The following is a 19,609-nucleotide window of genomic DNA, read 5'->3' on the forward strand; positions in this document are numbered from 1 at the left end:
ATTGGATTGAAGCTGAATTTATAGGGATGGATCAACCGGCGATCACAATTTCCTTTTCCGTTTTGAAGGATTCCCTTGGTTTCAGGCCCAGCAATTCGAACATTTGGTTATCCTCTTCAAAACTGGGATTGGGAGTGGTCAGTAGTTTTTCTCCGGCAAATATGGAGTTGGCGCCTGCCATAAAACATAGAGCCTGTTCCGCCTGGCTCATCTCCGCTCTCCCTGCACTTAGCCTGACCATCGTTTTGGGCATCAGGATTCTGGCCGTAGCAATCATACGGATCATATCCCAGGTATCGACTTTAGGATTGTTTTCGAGCGGCGTCCCTTTGACCCGGACCAGGGCATTGATGGGGACGCTTTCCGGATGTTCCGGTAAGGTCGCCAGTGTATGTAGCATTTTGACCCGGTCCTCATGCGTTTCACCGAGTCCTATAATACCCCCGCAACAAACAGTCACCCCTGCCTTACGAACATTTTCCAGGGTAGTTAACCTTTCATCATAGGTCCTGGTCGAGATGATCTCGCCATAATACTCGGAAGAGGTGTCCAAATTATGATTATAGGCATATAACCCCGCATCCGCGAGCTTTTGGGCCTGTCCTTCATTCAGCATACCCAGGGTGCAGCATACTTCCATACCCATTTCGTTCACCCCCTTTACCATGTCCAGCACACGGTCAAAATCCCGGTTATCCCTGACTTCCCTCCAGGCGGCTCCCATACAGAAACGGGTGGATCCAGCTGCTTTAGCTTTTGACGCATATTCCAGGACCTCCTCTTTTTTAAGCAGGGCCTGGACATTTACCCCTGTATTATACCGGGCTGCCTGAGGGCAGTAGGCGCAATCCTCTGAACAACCACCTGTTTTAATGGAAAGCAGTGTACAAACCTGAACTTCCCCGGTGTCATTAAATTCCCTGTGGACGGAAGCTGCCTGATAGATCAATTCCAATAAAGGCGTATTGTAGATATTCTGGATTTCGGAAAGGGACCAATTTTTACGAACCATAATTTTCAATTTATAGAGAAAATGTTCTTTTGAAGGGCAAAGTTATTTGTTATCTCTTAAAAATATGAGCGAGTCTTTCAATATTGGAAGATTTTGCCGGAATAATTTATTGAATACGACCCGGAACATGTTTACCCCGCTGATACTGTCATACAACATCCGATAATCCCTATCCGGGAAATATACAGCGTTTTGGTTATTAAAATCATAAGAATGGTCAGTTCCGTCATCCGAATGTCTGAAACCATGGTCAGACATAAAAATGATCACTGCTTTTCCGGCTGAATTCTTTCTGACGGCGGATAAGATGCTTTTTATACAGGAATTGGTATAGGGAAGATAATCCAGGTAAGGTTTGACCCGGGTTTCGTCCATCTGGCTGGCGACCAGGCCGGCACTGCGTCTGTGCATAACGCTATCAAATAAAAAGGGATAATGCGGCATTAACACATGTGTATATATAAAACGGGGCCTTGCCGATGCCTGACTGCTTTCCTCCAGGGTACGGCTAAGAAAAAGGGTATTGTTGCGGTAAACAGCAGATTGTTCGGTATTGGCATTAATTGCCGAATCTTTAATATGTTCATTGAACCACCATTCCATATCTCTTTTCATATAAGAGAATAAGGTGCGATTGGTGATCAATTTTGTCTTTACCGGAATAAAAGGCTGGTCCCGATCGGAAGGATGCCCGGGCAGATCAAAAAAAGAATTGTTCAGAATGGCGTAACCCTGCCTAACCAGGAAATTGACCACTTCGTTCTTACGGATGGGTTCAAAAACATTCGTATAATCATCCGCACGAAGACCTTGCGGATCAGGAACCTCATTCAAATAAGAAAAATTGAGGATCGATGCTATGGAGAAAGGGGTTATGCAATAATTCGAACGGCTTCCTTTCTGAATATGGAAGTCCTCCTTAACCAGGAAACTATCCAATGAACTATTATCATATCCGTATATCTCTTTGAGTGTTTTACTGCCACTATAGCCGTCGAAAATAAAAAAATAAATGTCCGGTTTTTTACAACTATCGCATGCCTGGTAATTGTTGGCCGAAAACGAATAAGAAGGCAGCGGGGAACAGTTATGACCGGTTGCCTTTCCGGCCAGGATTAACCCATCAATAATAATATATGCCAAAAATAATACATTCAGAAATAAGGGGAGGCGTGGAAAACTCTTCTTTTTTTTGAAATAGAACGTTAACAGAATGGTCGAAAGAATAAAGGCTGGTAATATTATGCTGTATTTGTGTAAAAAGATGGAGTGTTTTCTCAGGAAATCATGAAAGGCACCGAAGAAAAGGTAAAAGGCCATAATAAAGGAGGCGATAAGCGAGGCCTTTATTTTATCCTTTACTATCCATTGAAAACAAAGAAAAATCGCTCCCGTGGCCCCGCAATAAATCCCAAGCAACAGTAAACTATCGGAAATGGAGATAAAGGTATAATTTTCGACCAGCCCATGGAGTACAAAAAAGGCGGGCAGTAAAAACAGGAAAAACGGAACTTGTTGCAGTTTTTTTAGCATAGGATCTGCTTATTTTTTTTTACCATCAGGTATAACACCCGCTCCGTCCCGGGAATCTTTAGTTGTTTGACCAGGGTGAAATAGTTCCCGAAGGTATTTTCAAAACTAAAACTGTCATACGGATGGTGGATACCTGTTTTATTTTTGATCAACTCACTGGTCTTGGGGTCTGTAACAGGGACGAATTCAATGATTAGATACTCCCTGGTAAGGTCCGCAAAACAGGCCGCGATGTCACTGAGGGGAATGCAGTTCCCGAAAACAAGATGATGTATAAGAGCAAGCGCAACGACAAGGTCCACCAGTACTCGTTCATTAAAGGAGGCCCGTTCCTTGTTCCGGAAACCTATTGCCGGGGAGGGCCTGGAAATATCCACGCAAAGTGGAAGGATATTACCGGTCTTTTTTTCTTTTACAGAACGATACAGGTTGTTGATACACTCATTGTCTGCATCAATCGCCAGTATAGCTGCTTCCTTTCGCCCGGAAAGTATATGGGAAAAATATCCGTCGTTGGCTCCTATATCCAGTGCGGAACTGAAATCGATCTCTTCCGTCAACTGTCTGAAAATTTTCTCTTTTTCCTCCAGGTAGTTGCTGCTGAGTATCGAACCCGTGTAATAATTGCTCCAGACAGTAGGGGCAGGAAGCTGCCTTTTCAAACCGGTAATGGTGGTCTCCAGATTTTGAATAAGATGGAGAAGTTTTTGCCGGGTGAAAACAAGGGCACGGTCACTGCCTTTGTTATGCTTCTCTTTATAATTCCCGACCCTGTTAGGGAGATGAACATGAAGCCATACTCCCAGTCGGAATCTACTTTTCAATGGAAGCAGCCTGGCAGTAACAGAAGCAGGTATCCCATCCGGATAAACGCTCAGGATCTTTTGCAGACCGGCGTTCGCGTAATGCTCCAATAAAAGCGGGAATAAAAAACATTCACAGAATTGCCGGTAGGCAACCCAAGGCCTGGAAGGATCATACCTTTCAAAGGACAAAGTGTCGATAAAAAGTGGCATACCTTCCCTGAACTGTATGTTGAATGCTGCAGCGTCTTTCAGGATCATTCCATGATCGATCGCTATACGCATTATGGATAAAGTAAGCAGGGCAGCATCCTTTAACTGATCGAAACTCCACTCATAGGGGTAGCTGACGGTCGTTAATTGTTCCGGACAAAGGGTAAGAAAGGCATTGTCCGACAAAGCAGGATTGTCCCTGACTTCCTTATGGGCGATGAGCAATTTTTTTTCCGTCAGCAGCCGGTACAAACCTGACTCCATCAGTAATGCATATTCTTCTGCGTAGGTGGGACTGACCTGTCTGTAATAAATACCGTTCACCTGAAAAATAAAACCCGACGGATCCCTGTATGAAGCAGGATGGTGCAAAGGGTCAGGCATTTTCATTATCATTCTTTGGTTGTTCTTCTTTTTTGCTTTTAACAAAAAAAGATTTAATTCTTATCCAAAGGTTTTTGAAATAGAATAATGAGGCCAGTATTGCGGCAATAATGACCTGGACCAGGTAACTCCCGCTCCCGGGGTCGATATAAAGGAATAAAATCCTCATTAAAGATAACTGAGATTTGTTTGCGGAGTTAAGGTAAGTAAAGTTTCATACATTAACTGGATTGTTTGTTCGATATCCCTTTTATGAAGCATCTCCACGGTTGTATGCATATACCGGAGAGGAATGGAAATAAGAACCGAAGGACATCCTTCGTTCGCGTAGGCGAATGACTCCGTATCGGTACCCGTACTACGGGAAACAGCCCGCACTTGTACAGGGATCTCCTTTTTCTCCGCCGTGTCCATCACAAGAGCAAGCAATTTATTATGGACTGCCGGTCCGTAACAAAGAGAAGGTCCCTTACCGCAGGTAATGTCGCCTTCAATGATCTTGTTGATCATCGGGGTAGCGGTGTCATGGGTAACATCGGTAATGATCGCTATATTGGGTTTGATCCGTCTGGCGATCATTTCAGCTCCTCTCAGGCCTACCTCTTCCTGTACGGCATTCACAATGTACAGACCAAAGGGGAGTTTCTTTTTGTTCTCTTTAAGCAAACGTGCCGTTTCTGCAATCATAAAACCTCCAACACGGTTATCAAAAGCCCGTCCGATAAAATAATCGTAAGCCAGCTCAGCAAAGCCGTCCTGGTAAGTAACGACCGCACCAATATGGATACCCAGTTCTTCCACTTCCTTTTTGTTCCTTGCCCCGGAATCCAGGAAAAGATTATCCACTTTTGGCTGAGGCTCTTTGGTATCGGTATTGCCAAGACGGGTATGTATGGCAGGCCAGCCGAATACGCATGGCACCTGTCCTTTTTTACCATGGACAAAAACCCGTTGTCCCGGAGCGATCTGGTGATCGACACCTCCATTACGTTTCAGGTATATAAGACCTTCCGGGGTAATATAATTGACAAACCAGCTAATCTCATCGGCATGTGCTTCGATCACCACTTTAAAAGGAGCCTGGGGATTGATGACACCAACAGCCGTTCCATAAGAATCGGTATAGGAACTGTCGATATAGGGCTTCAGGTACTCCAGCCATAATTGCTGGCCGCTGCTCTCAAATCCAACAGGAGAAGGGTTATTGATATAATTTTTCAGAAATTCCAGAGATCGGGGAGTAAGGATCGAAGGTGTTTTTGTTGCTTTTTTCGCGCTTTTTGCCATTTTATTTTTCGATTAGTTCGTGTAAATTAATGCGTAAAAGTAAATTAAATCCGGAAAATAAGCATCAGGAGGCCTGAAAACATCATCAGGCCATCGAGAATAACATAATAGAGATAATCCGAAAAATTATGTTTGGCCTTTGGGTATAAAATAGCCAGGATGATTCCGGGAACAAGCAGAAGGATAATTGTAAAAAGAGGATAATTCCAGATAATCAGGCCGGCAGTACTAAGGAAAAAAAGCGTCAGACAAAGAACGAAAAGGCGGTCGACCCCTTTTTCATCTAAATAAGTAATGAGAGACCGGATACCTTCGGTTTTATCATCATCCCGGTCCCGGTAATCGAACAGGATACATATCGCGTAAATAAGGAAGAACCGGCTGGATGCAAACAGCATAGCTCCGGCGTTCCAGGGTGCATCCGCCACCAAAACCGGCAGGATCGTGGTTACATACATCCAGACAAAGGCAAGGAAAAGGGTTTTGCCGACGGCAATTTTTTTAAGATTTTTGAAAACCGGGTACGGCAATTTAGGAGCAGAATATAAAAAAGTGACAAAGGCCCCAAAACATAAGGCCGGCCAATGCGCGGACAAGGAGAAAAAATAAATGGCCGAACCAACCCCTCCGGCCAGATAGAGGACGAAATGCATGATTTTATGGGCTTGCGTCCAACGGATACGCCTGGAGGAATGAACAGATTTAGGCGTTAGATACCAGTGAAAATTATAGCTGCAGATTGTAGAGAAAAAAATGAATCCTATCAACCTTCCCGAGGGAGGGGAATTAAAAAGGAATTGACTGGTCTGCCAGATCATCAATACGGCACAAAGTCCTATATAGAGACTGCTGAAAATAAAAAGGTCGGCTATTTTTCTAAACACGGTCGGTCCGGTGAATAAGAAATTATTGGAACAAAATGACAATTTTGGGAGAAACGATGGTATCACTGGAAACTTTATCCCGGCTTATTGCGGCAAATTTCAAGACGATAGTATCGTTTTCAACATCACTTTGGTGCAAAGCGCTATAATCGAGGTGAAATTCGAATTCTCCTTTATTTTGATCCGGGAAGGACGGAATCGGATTGGTAATAGTATCTGCCTGACCTGTGCCGGGCGGCAGAGGATTCTGGTTTAAGCGGTTGCGGATAGCAATAAATTGTCCACCGGACATATTTCCTGCTTTCGTGTTAAAATCAAGCTTGACATCAAGCGAACCCCCTACAGGAATGAGCGTATTGATAGATTTTATAGTGATCTGAGGTTTGGAGGAGGAATTGCTCTTGCTGCAGGAAACAACAATTAACAAAAATGCAGGTATCAGGATAATCAAAGACTTCATGATGCTGAGTTGATATATACAAACCTACCTAAATTTATTCAAAAGGGTTGCCTCTGGACTGATTTTTTGCATTTCGTTGACTATTCCCGGTGGACGGAATGCCAAAAGTCGGCAAGACCCGATAAATTTGCAGTTATTATGATAGGATTGCAAAAAAGGATAGCCGAAGCAGGAAAACAGGATTTTGAGGAGCTTGCATTGGCTGTGTTTCATTTTCAATATCAAAATAATCCGCTATATCGCTTATTTACCGATACCTTAGGGATAATTCCTTCCTCCATACAGGGGATAACAGAGATTCCCTTTTTACCGGTGAGCTTTTTTAAGACCCATCGGGTAAAAACTACTGAATTTACCCCGGAAACGGTTTTCGAAAGCAGCGGGACCACCGGCACAGTGGGTAGTCGTCACGAGGTGAAAAGCCTCGCTTTATATAAAAATACCTTTACCGATGGGTTTGAGCAATTCTACGGACCAGTCAAAGATTGGTGCATCATAGGGCTTTTACCTGCCTATCTTGAAAGATCTCATTCCTCCCTGGTGGTAATGGTCAATGAATTGATAGGGAACAGTGGTCATCCGGACAGCGGTTTTTATCTGTACGAACATGATATCCTGAACGATCTGCTGATAAAGCTGGAAGAAAAAGGGCAGAAGACCCTGTTGATCGGGGTCACCTTTGCTTTATTGGATTTTGCAGAAAAATATTCTCCGAAACTTTCCCATACGGTGGTTATGGAAACGGGAGGCATGAAAGGGCGGCGAAGGGAAATGACCCGGATGGAATTACATTCCGTTTTAACCGACAGCTTCGGCCTGGCTGTCATACACGCCGAATATGGGATGACGGAATTATTATCCCAGGCCTATTCTGCAGGAAAAGGGCTTTTCAGGCCGGCATCTACCCTAAAAATATTGGTCAGGAAAGAGGATGATCCGATCGATGTGGCTAATGAGGGAAACGGGATCCTGAATATTATCGATCTGGCCAATCTCTATTCCTGTTCATTTCTCGCTACCGAGGACATGGGAACAGTATATGCCGACGGAAGTTTTGAAGTTTCCGGAAGGGTTGACAACAGCGATTTACGAGGTTGCAGTTTACTGGTACTATAACTATCCGGTGCAATAATTTTTTTGTATTGGCTTCTGGTACAAGGACATAGCTTCAGGGCAAAAGGCCTGTACATTCGAACGTCCTTTTTTGAATATTACTTTCAATAGCCAGTTCTATCAGACGGATAACATTATAACTCTGTTCCGGTCTGACCTTGAGGGGTGCTCCCTGTAAAAGCGTCTCGCCCAGCTGCCGGTAATAAATACCGTAATTTCCAGGCAGGGAAGGGTAGGGCTCGCGGATTTCCTGTCCATTGATCTCTGCATGTAAAAGCCCCCATCTTTCCGGTTGTTCCTCCCCCCAACCCGGGGATGTCGGTAAAATACCCTCTTTCAATAAAGCTTCCTGGGGATCGTCGTCATATTTAATGTAAGAGCCTTGTGTACCGTGAATAATATACCTTGGACCAGGCTCACGGACCAGCATACCTCCTTTTAAGGTTACTTTCAGCAAACCGAAATCCAGCCAAAGATCAAAATAATCAGTTGCTTTTGCATGACTGCGTTGCCGGCGCAGATCGGCGGTGATGGTCTTCGGAAAGCCGAACAGGCATACTACCTGATCCAGAAGGTGTGCACCAAGGTCATAAAAGATCCCGCTTCCCGGTCTGTCTTCTTCCCGCCAGGCATTGGGCTTGGGGCCAGGGCGATAACGGTCATAATGGGCCTCAAAATCCACTACATTTCCCAATAATCCCTCAGCAAGGATCTTTTGTATAGTAAGGAAATGGTTTACAAACCGCCGGTTTTGGTATACGCTGAGGATTTTGCCGGTGCTGCGGGAAAGTTCGATCAGCTCCATAGCTTCCCCGGTAGTAATGGTAAAGGGCTTTTCCACTACGACGTGTTTGCCGGCCTTCAGGGCCTTTTGTGCGTAGGGAAAATGAGTCTCATTGGGGGTGGTGATAACGATCAGATCAAGCTCAGGGTCTTCGACCAACGCTTCGATCGTTCGTACGATGCGGGCCGATGGGATTTTTTCCTTCGAACTTTCCTGGTGACGTTCCAATACACTCACTACTTCGTAGTCCGGGGATGTGGTCAAAAATGGGAGATGCATGACTTTCGCTGCCATTCCGTAACCGGCTAACCCTACTTTAATGATTTTTTGCATTGGGGCAAAAATATGGCTTTTAGCTTTTAGCTACAAGCAGCAGGTTTCCTACTTATTACTACATGTTCCGCAGCACATGTGCGATTGCTTTCCAGAGCGTATTGGAACTAGCCAAAATGACCAGGGAACCCACGGCGACGAACATAGCCTTGATAGGGAGTTTACCCACCAGCCTTGCGGCAATCGGGGCGGCAACCACTCCTCCCAGGATCATCCCGGCCACATCGGTCAGCGGAAGGCTCTTTAGCAGGATAAAAAAAGTGATGGAGCTGGCAAGAACAACGAAAAATTCGGCCAGGCAAACCGAGCCCACTACATAACGGGGGTTCCTGCGTTTGGAAATAAGGGTACTGGTAACCAGCGTACCCCAGCCTCCACCCGCAAAGGCATCCATAAAACCGCCCGCAGAGGCCAGCCAGCCGGCCCCTTTTACCTTGTTCTTCAGATTTTTTCTGGCAAATGCTTTTCGTATAATGTAATATCCCAGGTATACGGTATAAACAGATAATGGGATCCGGACATAATCAGAATAGGCCTGAAAAAAATAGGCCAGGGCGGCGCCGATAACGGCACCAGTCATGCCTGGTATTACAAGGGCTCTGAATAATTTTTTATTGATATTGCCGAAACGGTGGTGGCTGAACCCGGAAACGCCGCTCGAAAAAACCCTTGCAGCATGAACCCTGCTGCTGACAATGGCAGGGGGAACCCCGTTGGCCAGCAAAAAAGTGGTGGAGATCGTGCCATATCCAAGACCCATTGAACCATCCACCATTTGAGCTATAAAACCGGTGAGCAGCATGATCAGAAAACTCTTCTGATCGATATGCTGCGGAATAGTTTTTATAAATCCCAGAAGCTGCCCCAGCGGTACAAAATATAAAATGGCATGACCCAGGATCATGAAGAAAAAGGCGAAGAGGCACCATTTTACGATTTGCTGCCACCTGTTCTGTGAAGGCTTGATAAAATCCTCTAACGTTGTCTGTTTGGCCACCAGCACCTTGGTCAGGTCATTCAACTGCCGGACCTTTTCCGAAAAATCGCCGTTGATTTCCTTTCGGATGGTCTGCATATTTTCCAATACGCTATCCATTTCATTGGGGATCATGTCATTGATCTCTTCCTTTAATCTTTTTGCTATCGTTGGGGACTTACCGTTAGTTGAAATTGCGATTTTTAAGTTTCCTTTTTTTACGATGGACCCCAGATAAAAATCACAAAGATCGGGTGTATCCGCTACGTTGATCAATATGGACCTTTCTTTGGCATCCGCAGCTACCCTGGCGCTGATCGATCTGTCGTTGACAGCCACGATAACGATATCCGTATCATCAAGATCCTCCTGCAGGTAAGGGCGTTCGAGGAGTTCTATTTTGGGATAGCCTGCTGTCAGGTCCTTTATTTTATCGCTAATGAGCGTGCCCACTATTTTTATCCGGGTCGCCGGCGAATTCTGAAGTACGGCATTGAGTTTTTCCAGGCCGACATTTCCTCCGCCGATGATCAGCAGGCGCAAGGTCTCCAGTTTAACAAAGACAGGGAACAGATTGTTCCCTTCTTTGTTATCGTTTGTTTCATTCCCCTTTGGCCTTGTATGTGAGGTAAATTCCAAATAAATAGTTTTTAAAAAGCCAGTTCAAACAGTCCCCCGAATATATAGAATAAAGGCTTTCGTCCTTCATTTTATTTCAACAGTCTGTTTATTTCAACAGCCCGTCGATGGTGATCGCGGCATAATATAATCCGCCGAGGGTAGGACCGCCGGCATATTGAATATACCGGTGGTTAAAGATATTTGCACCTCCGACCTTGATGGTCGTTTTTTCCCGGGGAAGGTGGAAGCTGACCTGCGCATCAACCGTACTGAAGGCCGCTACATTTCCGGTAACCAGCGGGCTTTCCCATAGGAAACTATCCTGCCATCTCCACACGATGTTAAAACCGATATTCTTCACGATTTCCCGGTTTCCGAAGGAAATATTGCTGGACCATTTGGGCGTATTGAACCCGGTCACAAATATATCATTGGAATTGTTGGATTTCATTTGATTAAAACTTAAGGTACCTCCGACCGTATATTTTTTATAATAATTATAGGTTACCGCGAGAGCCGATCCGAAATTATGATAGGTATTCTTGGCATTGGTATAAACCCGGTAGCGGTCCTGTCCCTGACTGGCAGCGGTGGATCCGGTGGCCGTAGTGGCGTCACGGTTCCTGTCCAGCATGGCCAGCACGGCGGCATCCGTTCCAATTGTCGTACCCTTGGGAACAAATACCTGGACCTGCCCCAGGAATCCGGAATACTGATTACTGTAGGCGTCTATGTCAATGATCAGTTTGTTATCCAGTAAAACACTTTTATAACCTACTTCGAAGGAGGTTATCTGTTCAGGACCTGCTTTGGGCAGGTTGGCCCAGACCAGGAGGTTTTTGTTGGCCAGGGCAGCCTGATCCGTATTTCCCTGCGCGCTGACAGCTGCGTTAAAGTTAACTACTGAAGCCTGTGTATAACTGTTCTCCAGGTAACCCAGCCCCTGATCGATATAAGCCAGACTGCCGACGCGTTTTACGCGGCCGTTGTTTACATAGGACAAGGCTTCGAAAAGAGCTGGGAAACGATATCCCTGCTGGTAGGTGAACCGGAAATTATGTTTTCCTCCCAATGTATAGACAGCCGCAAGACGGGGTGTGAATTTCGGATCGAATTCAGGATTATAGTCATAACGCAGGGAAGCGAATATCTTCAATTTCTCATCCAGAAAGGTTTTGGTGACCTGGGTGAATGCACCGAATTTTTCATACTCCACATTTTTACCAAAACTTCCGTCCTTTAGCGGCACATTCCGCTGATCGATGGGCCGGGAGAAGTCAACGAAATTATTCCCGTCCGGGATGACCTGATAGACGCGGGCATCGCCTCCAAGCAACAGGTCGAAGATCTTCACTTGTTTGGAAAGGTCCCACTGGGCTTCTGTATGATACAAACGGCTTTTCTGTACCAGGGCAGCTCCGCCGGTAACGGGTGCATTGGGGATAGAGCCGGATTTAATGTCCCAGTTATTGATCTTGATGATCGTATCGACCAGACGGTTGAATCTTTCTGTTCCCGGCTCAGCCCGTCCTGCATCGGCCTGCTGACGGGCGAATTGTGCGGCTGCTGCCAGGTTCGAGGCATTTAATCCACCATTATTGGTGCCATAAGCGTTAAGGGCATTTTTATATTTGGTACCCCAGCTGGTAGCTGTTTTGGTATCTGTAGCGCCGCCTGTATAAAGATCGAGATTATCTGCAAGCGGTTTTACGTTGTAAGAGTCCCCTGTATTTTCAAGGGAAACATAACCCCTGATCAGGAAATTACTTCCTTTCACTTCGACAGCGTGGTTCTGGACAACTACATTTTGAAGCCGGACCTTATTTCCCCGCTGGAATACACCATCCATGGTACCCACCCGGTAGGAGTAGGATATTTCCGCTTTCTCGGACAACCGGTAATGAAGGGCGGCATCGAATTTTATATTACGGACCTGGGGTTTTACCAGGTCGGTTTCCCAATAACCGGTACGGGCAACACGTAAGGTCTGATTAGCCTTTCCATCGATAGTAAGACCACTGAGGGAAACAATATTGCTTCCGGCCAGGGCATCGTCGCCATATTTATTCCATCCGTCAAAGGCTACGTTGTTCGCCCCGTTCAATTCGGGAAAACCGGGATTGGCGCTTTTCAGATTATTGGTATTCTGATCCAGACGGGTGTTTGACCGCCAGTCCGTACCCTGCATATAACTGAAGTTAAATTTAAAGGCCAGTTTATTATTGAAGGCTTTTGCATAGCGGATAGCCGATTCCGTTAAGATCGCCGGGTCATGATCTTTTCCATCCACATGATTTATCCCGGTCTTATGATAAATACTGAGGCCCTGACTGGTAAAGGGGCTTTTGGTGAGGAGATTGGCCATCCCATTAACGGCGTTCATGCCGTAAAGGGCTGAGGCGGCTCCGGGCGTGATCTCTACGCTGGCAATATCCAGTTCGGTCGGACCGATGGCATTGCCAAGAGGGACCCCCAGGGTAGCCGCCTGCATATCCACTCCGTCCACCAATTGCATAAAACGGAAATTATTCGGTATGTTAAACCCCCGGGTATTCGGTACTTTAAACGTGAGGCTGGATGTGGTCATCTGGACGCCTTTTACATTTTCGAGGGCATCGTAAAAACTTGGTGCAGGCGTCTCCCGGATGGTCCGGATATCCAGTTTGTCAATGGCCACGGGTGACCGGAGTATACTTTCCGGGACGCGGGACGCGGTAACCACCAATTCATTGCCCAGAATGGTTTCGGTGGTCAGGGCTATCTGCAGGTTGGATCCAAGGCTGGTCACCTCGAATTCCTGTTGTTTGAAGCCTATGGAAGAAAAAATGAGGACAAAGGGGATTTTTGTCCTTGTGCGAAGTTTGAAATCACCGGTCTTATTCGTAATGGTGCCAGATACCGTTCCTTTTACCTGTACACTTACATCGGAAAGTGGCTCTTTTTTGTCATGGTCAGTCACTTTTCCGGAGATTTCAATAACGCTGGGTTCCTGCGCGGAAACCTGCAAGGTGATTAAAAACAAGGAAAAATAAAATAAGGCAATTCTTGAAAGCATGGTTAGTCTATTAATTTGGTGGGGTAAATGCGTAAAAAAAATTGGCGGGTGATTTAAGCTATGTCCCTGTTGGGACAACAACAGAAGGGGGAACTGCATGATCCCGCAGCCTGAAGCTGGAAAAGCAACCGGCTGTGTTTAATTAAAGGAAAAGACTGGTTCATTTGATCCATTCGGTAAAAATAAATATTTCCTACTAAATAAGTAGACTTTTGTGCTATTTTTTTATTTTTTTTTATCCGGGCCCGGAGAGTGTCCTGAACAGATACAAGATAATTAGGGGTAATCGCTTAGGCTTTGTACCATTTTTGCCGCAAAGCGAAATCCCCGAATTTCTCTCCCTTCGCCCTTTCTTTTTTAAAAAGCCAGAAAAGGAGGTCCAGTTCTTTCAGAATGGCAGCTTCATCAAGGTTCTCCTTATAAAGTCTGTTGAGCCGCAATCCTTCGTGATCGCCGCACAAATACAGGTTATAATGACCAACCCCCGTCCCGACAAAACCGATCTCTGCAATAAACGGCCTTCCGCAACCGTTGGGACAGCCGGTCATCCGGATAATTATCTCTTCTTCCTGCAGCTGGTGTTTGGCCAGGATCAGATCTATCCTTTCCAAAAGGTCAGGCAGATAACGCTGGGCTTCGGCCAAGGCGAGCGGGCAGGTGGGTAAGGCAACGCAGGCTATGGCGTTTTTACGGATGGCCGAGGCCTCTTCCGTATGTTCGATGATTCTGTATTTTCGCAGGATCTTATCGATGGTTTTTTTGTCCTTTTCGGTAATATCGGCCAGAATGAGATTCTGGTTGCCGGTAAAACGAAAGTTTGCTTTTCCCGTTTGGGCAACTTCCATCAGGGCGGTCTTCAATGCGAGTTTGTCGTCATCCAGGACCCTTCCGTTTTCTACGAAGGGAGTATAGTACCAGAGCTTCTGGTGATTCTGTTGCCAGCCATAATAGTCTTTCCGGTCAGTGAAGGAATAGGGGCGGGTTTCTTCCAGGGCGAAACCGGTCCTTTTTTCCAGTTCTTCCTTATACCAGGCCACCCCATATTTATCAACCGTATATTTCAGGCGGGCCAGTTTGCGGTCGGTCCGGTTGCCATAATCGCGTTGAATGGTTGCGATCTCGTAGACGGCTTTTAACAGTTTTTCATCCCCGTCTCCTGTGGAAACAAAACCAAGCACGGTTGCTAAACGCGGATAGGTCTCCGGGTTGCCATGTGTCGTGCCCAACCCGCCGCCGATGGCGATATTAAAGCCTTTCAGTTCATTGCTGGTTTCATCGATGATTGCGATCAAACCCAGATCATTGGCAAAAACGTCTATATCATTGTTTGGCGGAATAGCAATGGCTATCTTAAATTTCCTGGGAAGATAACGATCCTGGTAGAGCGGATCCTCCTCCTGTTTCTTATCGGTTATCTTTTCCTCATCCAGCCAAACTTCATAATAAGCCCTCGTTTTCGGAAGCAATAATTCGCTTAACCTGGCTGCATAGGCATGCACCCGGGCATGTATCTTTGATTGCAGGGGATGGGCGGCGCAGATGACGTTTCGGTTGACATCCCCGCAGGCGGCAATAGAATCCAGCTTTATTTTATCGAAGGCTTTTATGGTTGGCTTGATCCCGGATTTGAGCAGTCCATGCAACTGAATCGTCTGGCGGGTGGTGATCTTAATGGTTCCCGTTGAATTTTCTCCGGCAATATGATGAGTGGCTATCCATTGTTCGGGAGTAAGGAAACCACCGGGCAAACGCAGACGGATCATAAAAGAATACAGGCGTTCCAGTTTTTTTTCTGCACGCTCTTCACGCCGGTCACGGTCATCCTGCTGGTACATGCCATGGAATTTCAGCAGGGATTGATCATCTTCGCTCAGAGAGCCGGTGATCTCGTTCTGCAGGCTTTCTACAAGCGTCCCTCTAAGCCCGTCGCTTTTTTGTTTGATTCTTTCGACGGCAGTCAAATTCTTATTGTCACTCATTTTGGTTGGTGGTTGTATGGCTTGGTGATCTTTTTCAATTAATAAACATCTTTAAAGTAACGACCGGCTTCCCGTAATTCATCGAGATATCCGGCAGCTTGCGCATCATTCCTTTTTCCTTCCTTTTTGATGATCTGAAGCAAGGTATTTTCTACGTCCACGCTCATTGGCTCTTTGGCACCGCAGAGATACAGGCAGGCGCCTGATTCCAGCCATTCAAAAAACTCAGCTGAGCGTTTGAGCATTTTATGCTGAACATAGACTTTTTCTTGCTGATCTCTGGAAAAGGCAGTATTTACATGGGTCAGCACACCTGTCTGTATCCAGTTCTGGATTTCGGTCTGGTAAAGGAAATCGGTGGTGAAATGCTGGTCGCCAAAAAACAGCCAATTCCTTCCGCTGGCTCCCGTTGCGTCCCTTTCTGCCAGGAAGGAACGGAAAGGAGCGATGCCTGTACCCGGACCGATCATAATGATATCTTTATCAGAAGCGGGTAATTTGAATTGAGAATTCCGGTGAATATAGAATTCCAGGCTTTGATCAGGAGCCAATTGGGACAAAACATCCGAACACAAACCCCATTTGGTTTCCCCATTCACGCAAAACACATCTTTGGCTACCGTTACATGTATTTCCCCGGCATGCGCATCGGGAGAGGAAGAAATGGAATACAGCCTTGGAGCAATCGGTTCCAGGATAGCTATTACTTCCAGGAATTGTGCGGTGTCCCTGACCGGGTATATTTTCAGCAGGTCCAGGAGGCCGATCTTTGTTTCAGGGATTTCCTGTTTTACAACCGCGGCATATTTTTTAACCACCCGCTCATGAAGGTATATGATATTTAATTTTTTCTTTAACAGCTCGAAAACGGTCAGCTGCTCATTGCGGTGAGGGAGTGATTTTACAGGATCAATACCCGTAAGGGATATGATGGCCTCAACAGTGGCCAGGGGATTTTCCGGGGTGACACCCAAAGAATCACCCGGCTGGTATTCCGCTTCTTCAACGGAAATCTCGATATGATGGGTCTGCTTGCCGGATCCCCGGTCATTCAGGTTGGTATTGGTAAGCACGGTTCCGGCAAAAATCTTTTTTCCGGAAGGTTTTTTGTTGACGGACTGCGTAGTATTGACGGCCCCCCCGGTACTTCCGGTACCCACCAGGTTATTGCCAGCGGCCTGACTGTTGTTCAGTTTTTGCAATACTTCATCGAACCACTCATTGGCCTGTGTTTCATAATCAATATCACATTTTAATAAATTGGTGATCCGCTCGCCACCCATTTTCTGTAATTGCTGATCCACATCTTCACCCGCCTTGCAGAACAGAGGATAAGCGGTATCACCCAGGGCCAGGACACTAAATTTTAGCTGGCCGAGTTTGAGCCCGTCTCCATGTATGTGGTCGTAGAACTTTTTAGCGGCAGCGGGGGGCTCTCCGTCACCCTGGGTACTTATCACCGTAAGAAAATACTCTTCTTTCGGCAGATCGGTCAGCCTGTATTGTTCAAGGCCTACCAGTTTGGCATTGATCCCTTTCTTTTTGGCCTTGGCCGCGAAATCGGAAGCCAGCTTTTTTGAATTGCCGGTCTCAGTGCCATAGGCAATGGTAAGTTTGGTTGGTTTGACCGGTGCATCAGACGTTTGTTCCAATATGCCCAGGAAATTATTTTGCCCGGAGTTTTGACCGGAGGAAATATTTTGTCCGGCTCCCTGTGCAACAACGCCGGCTAAATAGCCGTTCATCCAGATCAACTCTTCTTTTGTCGAGCTGGCGATCAGTTCCTGTATAATTTTTAGTTTGGGCGTAGTTAGCATAGTTGGCTGCTTTTAAAAAAGGGTTAGGCCCTGGCAACGGCCTTAATATTATTTTTCTCTACCGGTTTAAAATAGGATTCCCTGGATAAACTGTCCGGTAGCCATTGGAACTGCTGATGCAAAGCAGCTACTTTCCCGATGATGATCAGCGTTGGCGACACATAGGAATTTCCCCTGTTGGCTTCCAGGTATTTATGTATGGGACAGTTATATACATTTTGCAAGGGCGTGGTGGCTTGTTCGATGACAGCAATCCATTTATCGGCTGATATTCCATATCCCAGCAGTTTCTCCACCAATTGATCAACCGGTTCCGAGGACATATAAAATACCAGCGTATCGCTGCTCCGGGCAAGCTCCATCCAATAGGCCTCATCCAGTACATCCTGTTTGTAATAGGTTAGAAAACGGACCGCTGTCGAATAGTTCCTGGCTGTTAAAGGAATACCTGCACAGGCGGCCGCACCCAATGCTGCAGTCACTCCCGGAATGATCTCATAATTTATACGGTTTTCCGTCAATACCTGCAATTCATCCAATATATTGGAGAAAACGGATGTATCACCGCCTTTCAGGCGAACTACCAATTTTCCCTGGATTGCGTATTCCACCAACAATTCATTAATGACAGCCTGAGGGGTGGAGGCACCTTTCCGGCATTCTTTTCCTACAGGCAGAATCAGCGCATCCTTACGGGTATATTCATCAAGAATTACCTCACTTACCAGGCGGTCGGCAATTACCACATCGGCCTGTTGCAGATAACGAAGGGCTTTAATAGTCAACAGCTCAGGATCCCCGGGACCGGCTCCGGCCAGGATAACTTTGCCCCGGCCCAATCCTCCCCCCAACCCCCTGAAGGGGGAGTTAGGTAAACCCCGCGCTCCGTAGGAAGAGGGTTTGGGTGATTCATTACTATTTTGGTTGGGTTCGCTCATGTCAATTTCTTCTTTTTATGCATTCAAAATCTTCCAGGAACTTACTCCCCCTTCAGGGGGTTGGGGGTTACTGGATCATACAAGCCCCGACAGTTACATTACTAGTTTCGTCGATAAGGATCACACCTCCGTTCACCTGCAAATCAGCATAAGAATCGAAAGGCAGGGGAGAGGCTGTCCGGATGGTCGCTTTAACGATGTCATTCAGACCTGCCTGTTCCAACGAATAATTTTTCTCCAGGGTATTCACATCAAGCCTGTATTCAATTTTCTTTACCACACTTTTAACGGTGCGGCTCCCCATCTGTAATAAATATTTATTGCCTGCCTTCAACGGTTTGGAATCCATCCAGCAGAGCAAGACCTCGAACTCCTGTTCAATACGGGGCTGATGATCCTTTTGCACGATAAGGTCACCCCTGCTGATATCGATATCGTCTACCAGCTGCAGGATCACACTTTGAGGAGCGAAGGCTTCAGCTACTTCCTTTCCGTTGACTTCTATGCTTTTGATCGTGCTTGTCAGACCGGCTGGCAATACAACAACAGGCTGCCCCTTTTTATAGATACCACTGATGATCTTGCCTGCATATCCGCGGTAATCATGTAATTCCTCTGTCTGCGGGCGAATGACATATTGGACCGGAAGTCGGGCGTGACTGAGATTGATATCTTTTTCCACTTCTGTTTTTTCCAGTATCTCCAACAGGGTATTTCCTTCATACCAGGGGAGATGGGAAGACCGGTCTACGATATTATCACCCTTCAGTGCACTGATCGGCAGGTAGACTACATCCTTCAGGTGAAGGGTCCTGGCGATCTCCGCATAATCGATGGCAATATTGTTATAGACATCCTGTGAATAATTCACCAGGTCCATTTTGTTTATAGCAACCACTACATGCGGGATGTTCAGGAGTGATGCGATAATCGAATGACGGCGGGTCTGTTCAACAACACCGCTGCGGGCATCGATCAGGATGATGATCAGGTTGGCATTGGAGGCCCCGGTAACCATGTTCCGTGTATACTGAATATGGCCCGGTGCATCTGCAATGATAAATTTGCGCCGGGGAGTAGAAAAATATTTATAAGCTACATCTATGGTAATGCCCTGCTCCCTTTCAGCACGAAGGCCATCGGTCAGCAAAGCCAGGTCGATTTCTCCGTCCTCTTTATTCCTGCTTTGTTTCTCAAGGGCTTCGAGTTGATCAGTCAGGATACTCTTACTGTCATACAACAAACGACCGATCAGGGTGCTTTTTCCATCATCCACGCTTCCTGCCGTTATGAAACGAAGTAGATCGATAGCTCCCCGGCTCTCTGTAGAGGGAGTGGTATCATGTAAGCCATTATTATTTTCCAGTATCGTATTTTTAGACATCATGTTATTTTTTTTAAGCCTGGTTCCTGGGCT

The 19,609-nt window shown here is 46.2% G+C and carries 14 protein-coding genes; 1 reads left to right on the forward strand and 13 read right to left on the reverse strand.

Translation table 11 applies throughout. The annotated features are described in order from the left end of the window. Nucleotides 1-31: 31 nt before the first annotated feature. The 6 genes from bioB to ACX0G9_RS06610 all read right to left on the reverse strand — a co-directional run bounded on the left by bioB (nucleotide 32) and on the right by ACX0G9_RS06610 (nucleotide 6,576). On the reverse strand, nucleotides 32-1,012 hold the full coding sequence (bioB, locus tag ACX0G9_RS06585; protein WP_459064075.1) for a biotin synthase BioB: 981 nt from the start codon (nucleotides 1,010-1,012) through the stop codon (nucleotides 32-34). Nucleotides 1,013-1,054: 42 nt separating this feature from the next. Next, nucleotides 1,055-2,545: a sulfatase-like hydrolase/transferase gene (locus ACX0G9_RS06590; RefSeq protein ID WP_459064076.1), complete on the reverse strand. Its 1,491-nt coding sequence runs from the start codon at nucleotides 2,543-2,545 to the stop codon at nucleotides 1,055-1,057. Then, entirely contained in the window at nucleotides 2,539-3,951 is a 1,413-nt protein-coding gene (locus ACX0G9_RS06595) for a hypothetical protein (protein WP_459064077.1), read from the reverse strand. The genes ACX0G9_RS06590 and ACX0G9_RS06595 overlap by 7 nt, the downstream gene beginning before the upstream one ends. Before the next feature lie 162 nt (nucleotides 3,952-4,113). Continuing rightward, nucleotides 4,114-5,232, reverse strand: a complete 1,119-nt coding sequence (locus ACX0G9_RS06600) for a M42 family metallopeptidase (protein WP_459064078.1) — start codon at nucleotides 5,230-5,232, stop codon at nucleotides 4,114-4,116. 44 nt (nucleotides 5,233-5,276) lie between these two features. Then, the gene (locus ACX0G9_RS06605) at nucleotides 5,277-5,885 is read right to left on the reverse strand and encodes a UbiA family prenyltransferase (RefSeq protein ID WP_459064079.1); all 609 of its coding nucleotides are present in this window, start codon (nucleotides 5,883-5,885) and stop codon (nucleotides 5,277-5,279) included. Between the two features lie 253 nt (nucleotides 5,886-6,138). Continuing rightward, nucleotides 6,139-6,576 carry a hypothetical protein gene (locus ACX0G9_RS06610; protein ID WP_459064080.1) on the reverse strand — a complete coding sequence of 146 codons (438 nt, stop codon included), beginning with the start codon at nucleotides 6,574-6,576 and terminating at the stop codon, nucleotides 6,139-6,141. Between the two features lie 138 nt (nucleotides 6,577-6,714). Between ACX0G9_RS06610 and ACX0G9_RS06615 the strand changes: the two genes are divergently transcribed. Continuing rightward, on the forward strand, nucleotides 6,715-7,692 hold the full coding sequence (locus tag ACX0G9_RS06615) for a long-chain-fatty-acid--protein ligase (RefSeq protein WP_459064081.1): 978 nt from the start codon (nucleotides 6,715-6,717) through the stop codon (nucleotides 7,690-7,692). Between the two features lie 52 nt (nucleotides 7,693-7,744). Here the strand turns inward: ACX0G9_RS06615 and ACX0G9_RS06620 are convergent, their stop codons facing one another. The 7 genes from ACX0G9_RS06620 to ACX0G9_RS06650 all read right to left on the reverse strand — a co-directional run bounded on the left by ACX0G9_RS06620 (nucleotide 7,745) and on the right by ACX0G9_RS06650 (nucleotide 19,579). Then, nucleotides 7,745-8,806, reverse strand: coding sequence for an oxidoreductase (locus ACX0G9_RS06620; protein ID WP_459064082.1), 1,062 nt, complete (start codon nucleotides 8,804-8,806; stop codon nucleotides 7,745-7,747). Between the two features lie 58 nt (nucleotides 8,807-8,864). Continuing rightward, nucleotides 8,865-10,421, reverse strand: coding sequence for a TSUP family transporter (locus ACX0G9_RS06625; RefSeq protein ID WP_459064083.1), 1,557 nt, complete (start codon nucleotides 10,419-10,421; stop codon nucleotides 8,865-8,867). Between the two features lie 88 nt (nucleotides 10,422-10,509). Continuing rightward, nucleotides 10,510-13,458, reverse strand: coding sequence for a TonB-dependent receptor domain-containing protein (locus tag ACX0G9_RS06630; RefSeq protein WP_459064084.1), 2,949 nt, complete (start codon nucleotides 13,456-13,458; stop codon nucleotides 10,510-10,512). Between the two features lie 290 nt (nucleotides 13,459-13,748). Further along, a complete protein-coding gene (locus ACX0G9_RS06635) occupies nucleotides 13,749-15,437 on the reverse strand; it encodes an NADPH-dependent assimilatory sulfite reductase hemoprotein subunit (RefSeq protein WP_459064085.1) in 1,689 nt (562 codons plus the stop codon). A gap of 38 nt (nucleotides 15,438-15,475) precedes the next feature. Beyond that, on the reverse strand, nucleotides 15,476-17,254 hold the full coding sequence (locus tag ACX0G9_RS06640) for a diflavin oxidoreductase (RefSeq protein ID WP_459064086.1): 1,779 nt from the start codon (nucleotides 17,252-17,254) through the stop codon (nucleotides 15,476-15,478). A gap of 23 nt (nucleotides 17,255-17,277) precedes the next feature. After that, entirely contained in the window at nucleotides 17,278-18,192 is a 915-nt protein-coding gene (gene cobA, locus ACX0G9_RS06645; protein ID WP_459064087.1) for a uroporphyrinogen-III C-methyltransferase, read from the reverse strand. Between the two features lie 67 nt (nucleotides 18,193-18,259). Then, entirely contained in the window at nucleotides 18,260-19,579 is a 1,320-nt protein-coding gene (locus ACX0G9_RS06650) for a sulfate adenylyltransferase subunit 1 (protein WP_459064088.1), read from the reverse strand. Between the last annotated feature and the right edge of the window lie 30 nt (nucleotides 19,580-19,609).

It is taken from the genome of Flavitalea flava (assembly GCF_054461575.1).

What these genes read in the sequence shown, in the direction of transcription:
- bioB (WP_459064075.1), bottom strand. Translation starts at nt 1,012, where the DNA reads ATGGTTCGTAAAAATTGGTCCCTTTCCGAAATCCAGAATATCTACAAT.
- ACX0G9_RS06590 (WP_459064076.1), bottom strand. Translation starts at nt 2,545, where the DNA reads ATGCTAAAAAAACTGCAACAAGTTCCGTTTTTCCTGTTTTTACTGCCC.
- ACX0G9_RS06595 (WP_459064077.1), bottom strand. Translation starts at nt 3,951, where the DNA reads ATGAAAATGCCTGACCCTTTGCACCATCCTGCTTCATACAGGGATCCG.
- ACX0G9_RS06600 (WP_459064078.1), bottom strand. Translation starts at nt 5,232, where the DNA reads ATGGCAAAAAGCGCGAAAAAAGCAACAAAAACACCTTCGATCCTTACT.
- ACX0G9_RS06605 (WP_459064079.1), bottom strand. Translation starts at nt 5,885, where the DNA reads ATGCATTTCGTCCTCTATCTGGCCGGAGGGGTTGGTTCGGCCATTTAT.
- ACX0G9_RS06610 (WP_459064080.1), bottom strand. Translation starts at nt 6,576, where the DNA reads ATGAAGTCTTTGATTATCCTGATACCTGCATTTTTGTTAATTGTTGTT.
- ACX0G9_RS06615 (WP_459064081.1), top strand. Translation starts at nt 6,715, where the DNA reads ATGATAGGATTGCAAAAAAGGATAGCCGAAGCAGGAAAACAGGATTTT.
- ACX0G9_RS06620 (WP_459064082.1), bottom strand. Translation starts at nt 8,806, where the DNA reads ATGCAAAAAATCATTAAAGTAGGGTTAGCCGGTTACGGAATGGCAGCG.
- ACX0G9_RS06630 (WP_459064084.1), bottom strand. Translation starts at nt 13,458, where the DNA reads ATGCTTTCAAGAATTGCCTTATTTTATTTTTCCTTGTTTTTAATCACC.
- ACX0G9_RS06635 (WP_459064085.1), bottom strand. Translation starts at nt 15,437, where the DNA reads ATGAGTGACAATAAGAATTTGACTGCCGTCGAAAGAATCAAACAAAAA.
- ACX0G9_RS06640 (WP_459064086.1), bottom strand. Translation starts at nt 17,254, where the DNA reads ATGCTAACTACGCCCAAACTAAAAATTATACAGGAACTGATCGCCAGC.
- cobA (WP_459064087.1), bottom strand. Translation starts at nt 18,192, where the DNA reads ATGAGCGAACCCAACCAAAATAGTAATGAATCACCCAAACCCTCTTCC.
- ACX0G9_RS06650 (WP_459064088.1), bottom strand. Translation starts at nt 19,579, where the DNA reads ATGATGTCTAAAAATACGATACTGGAAAATAATAATGGCTTACATGAT.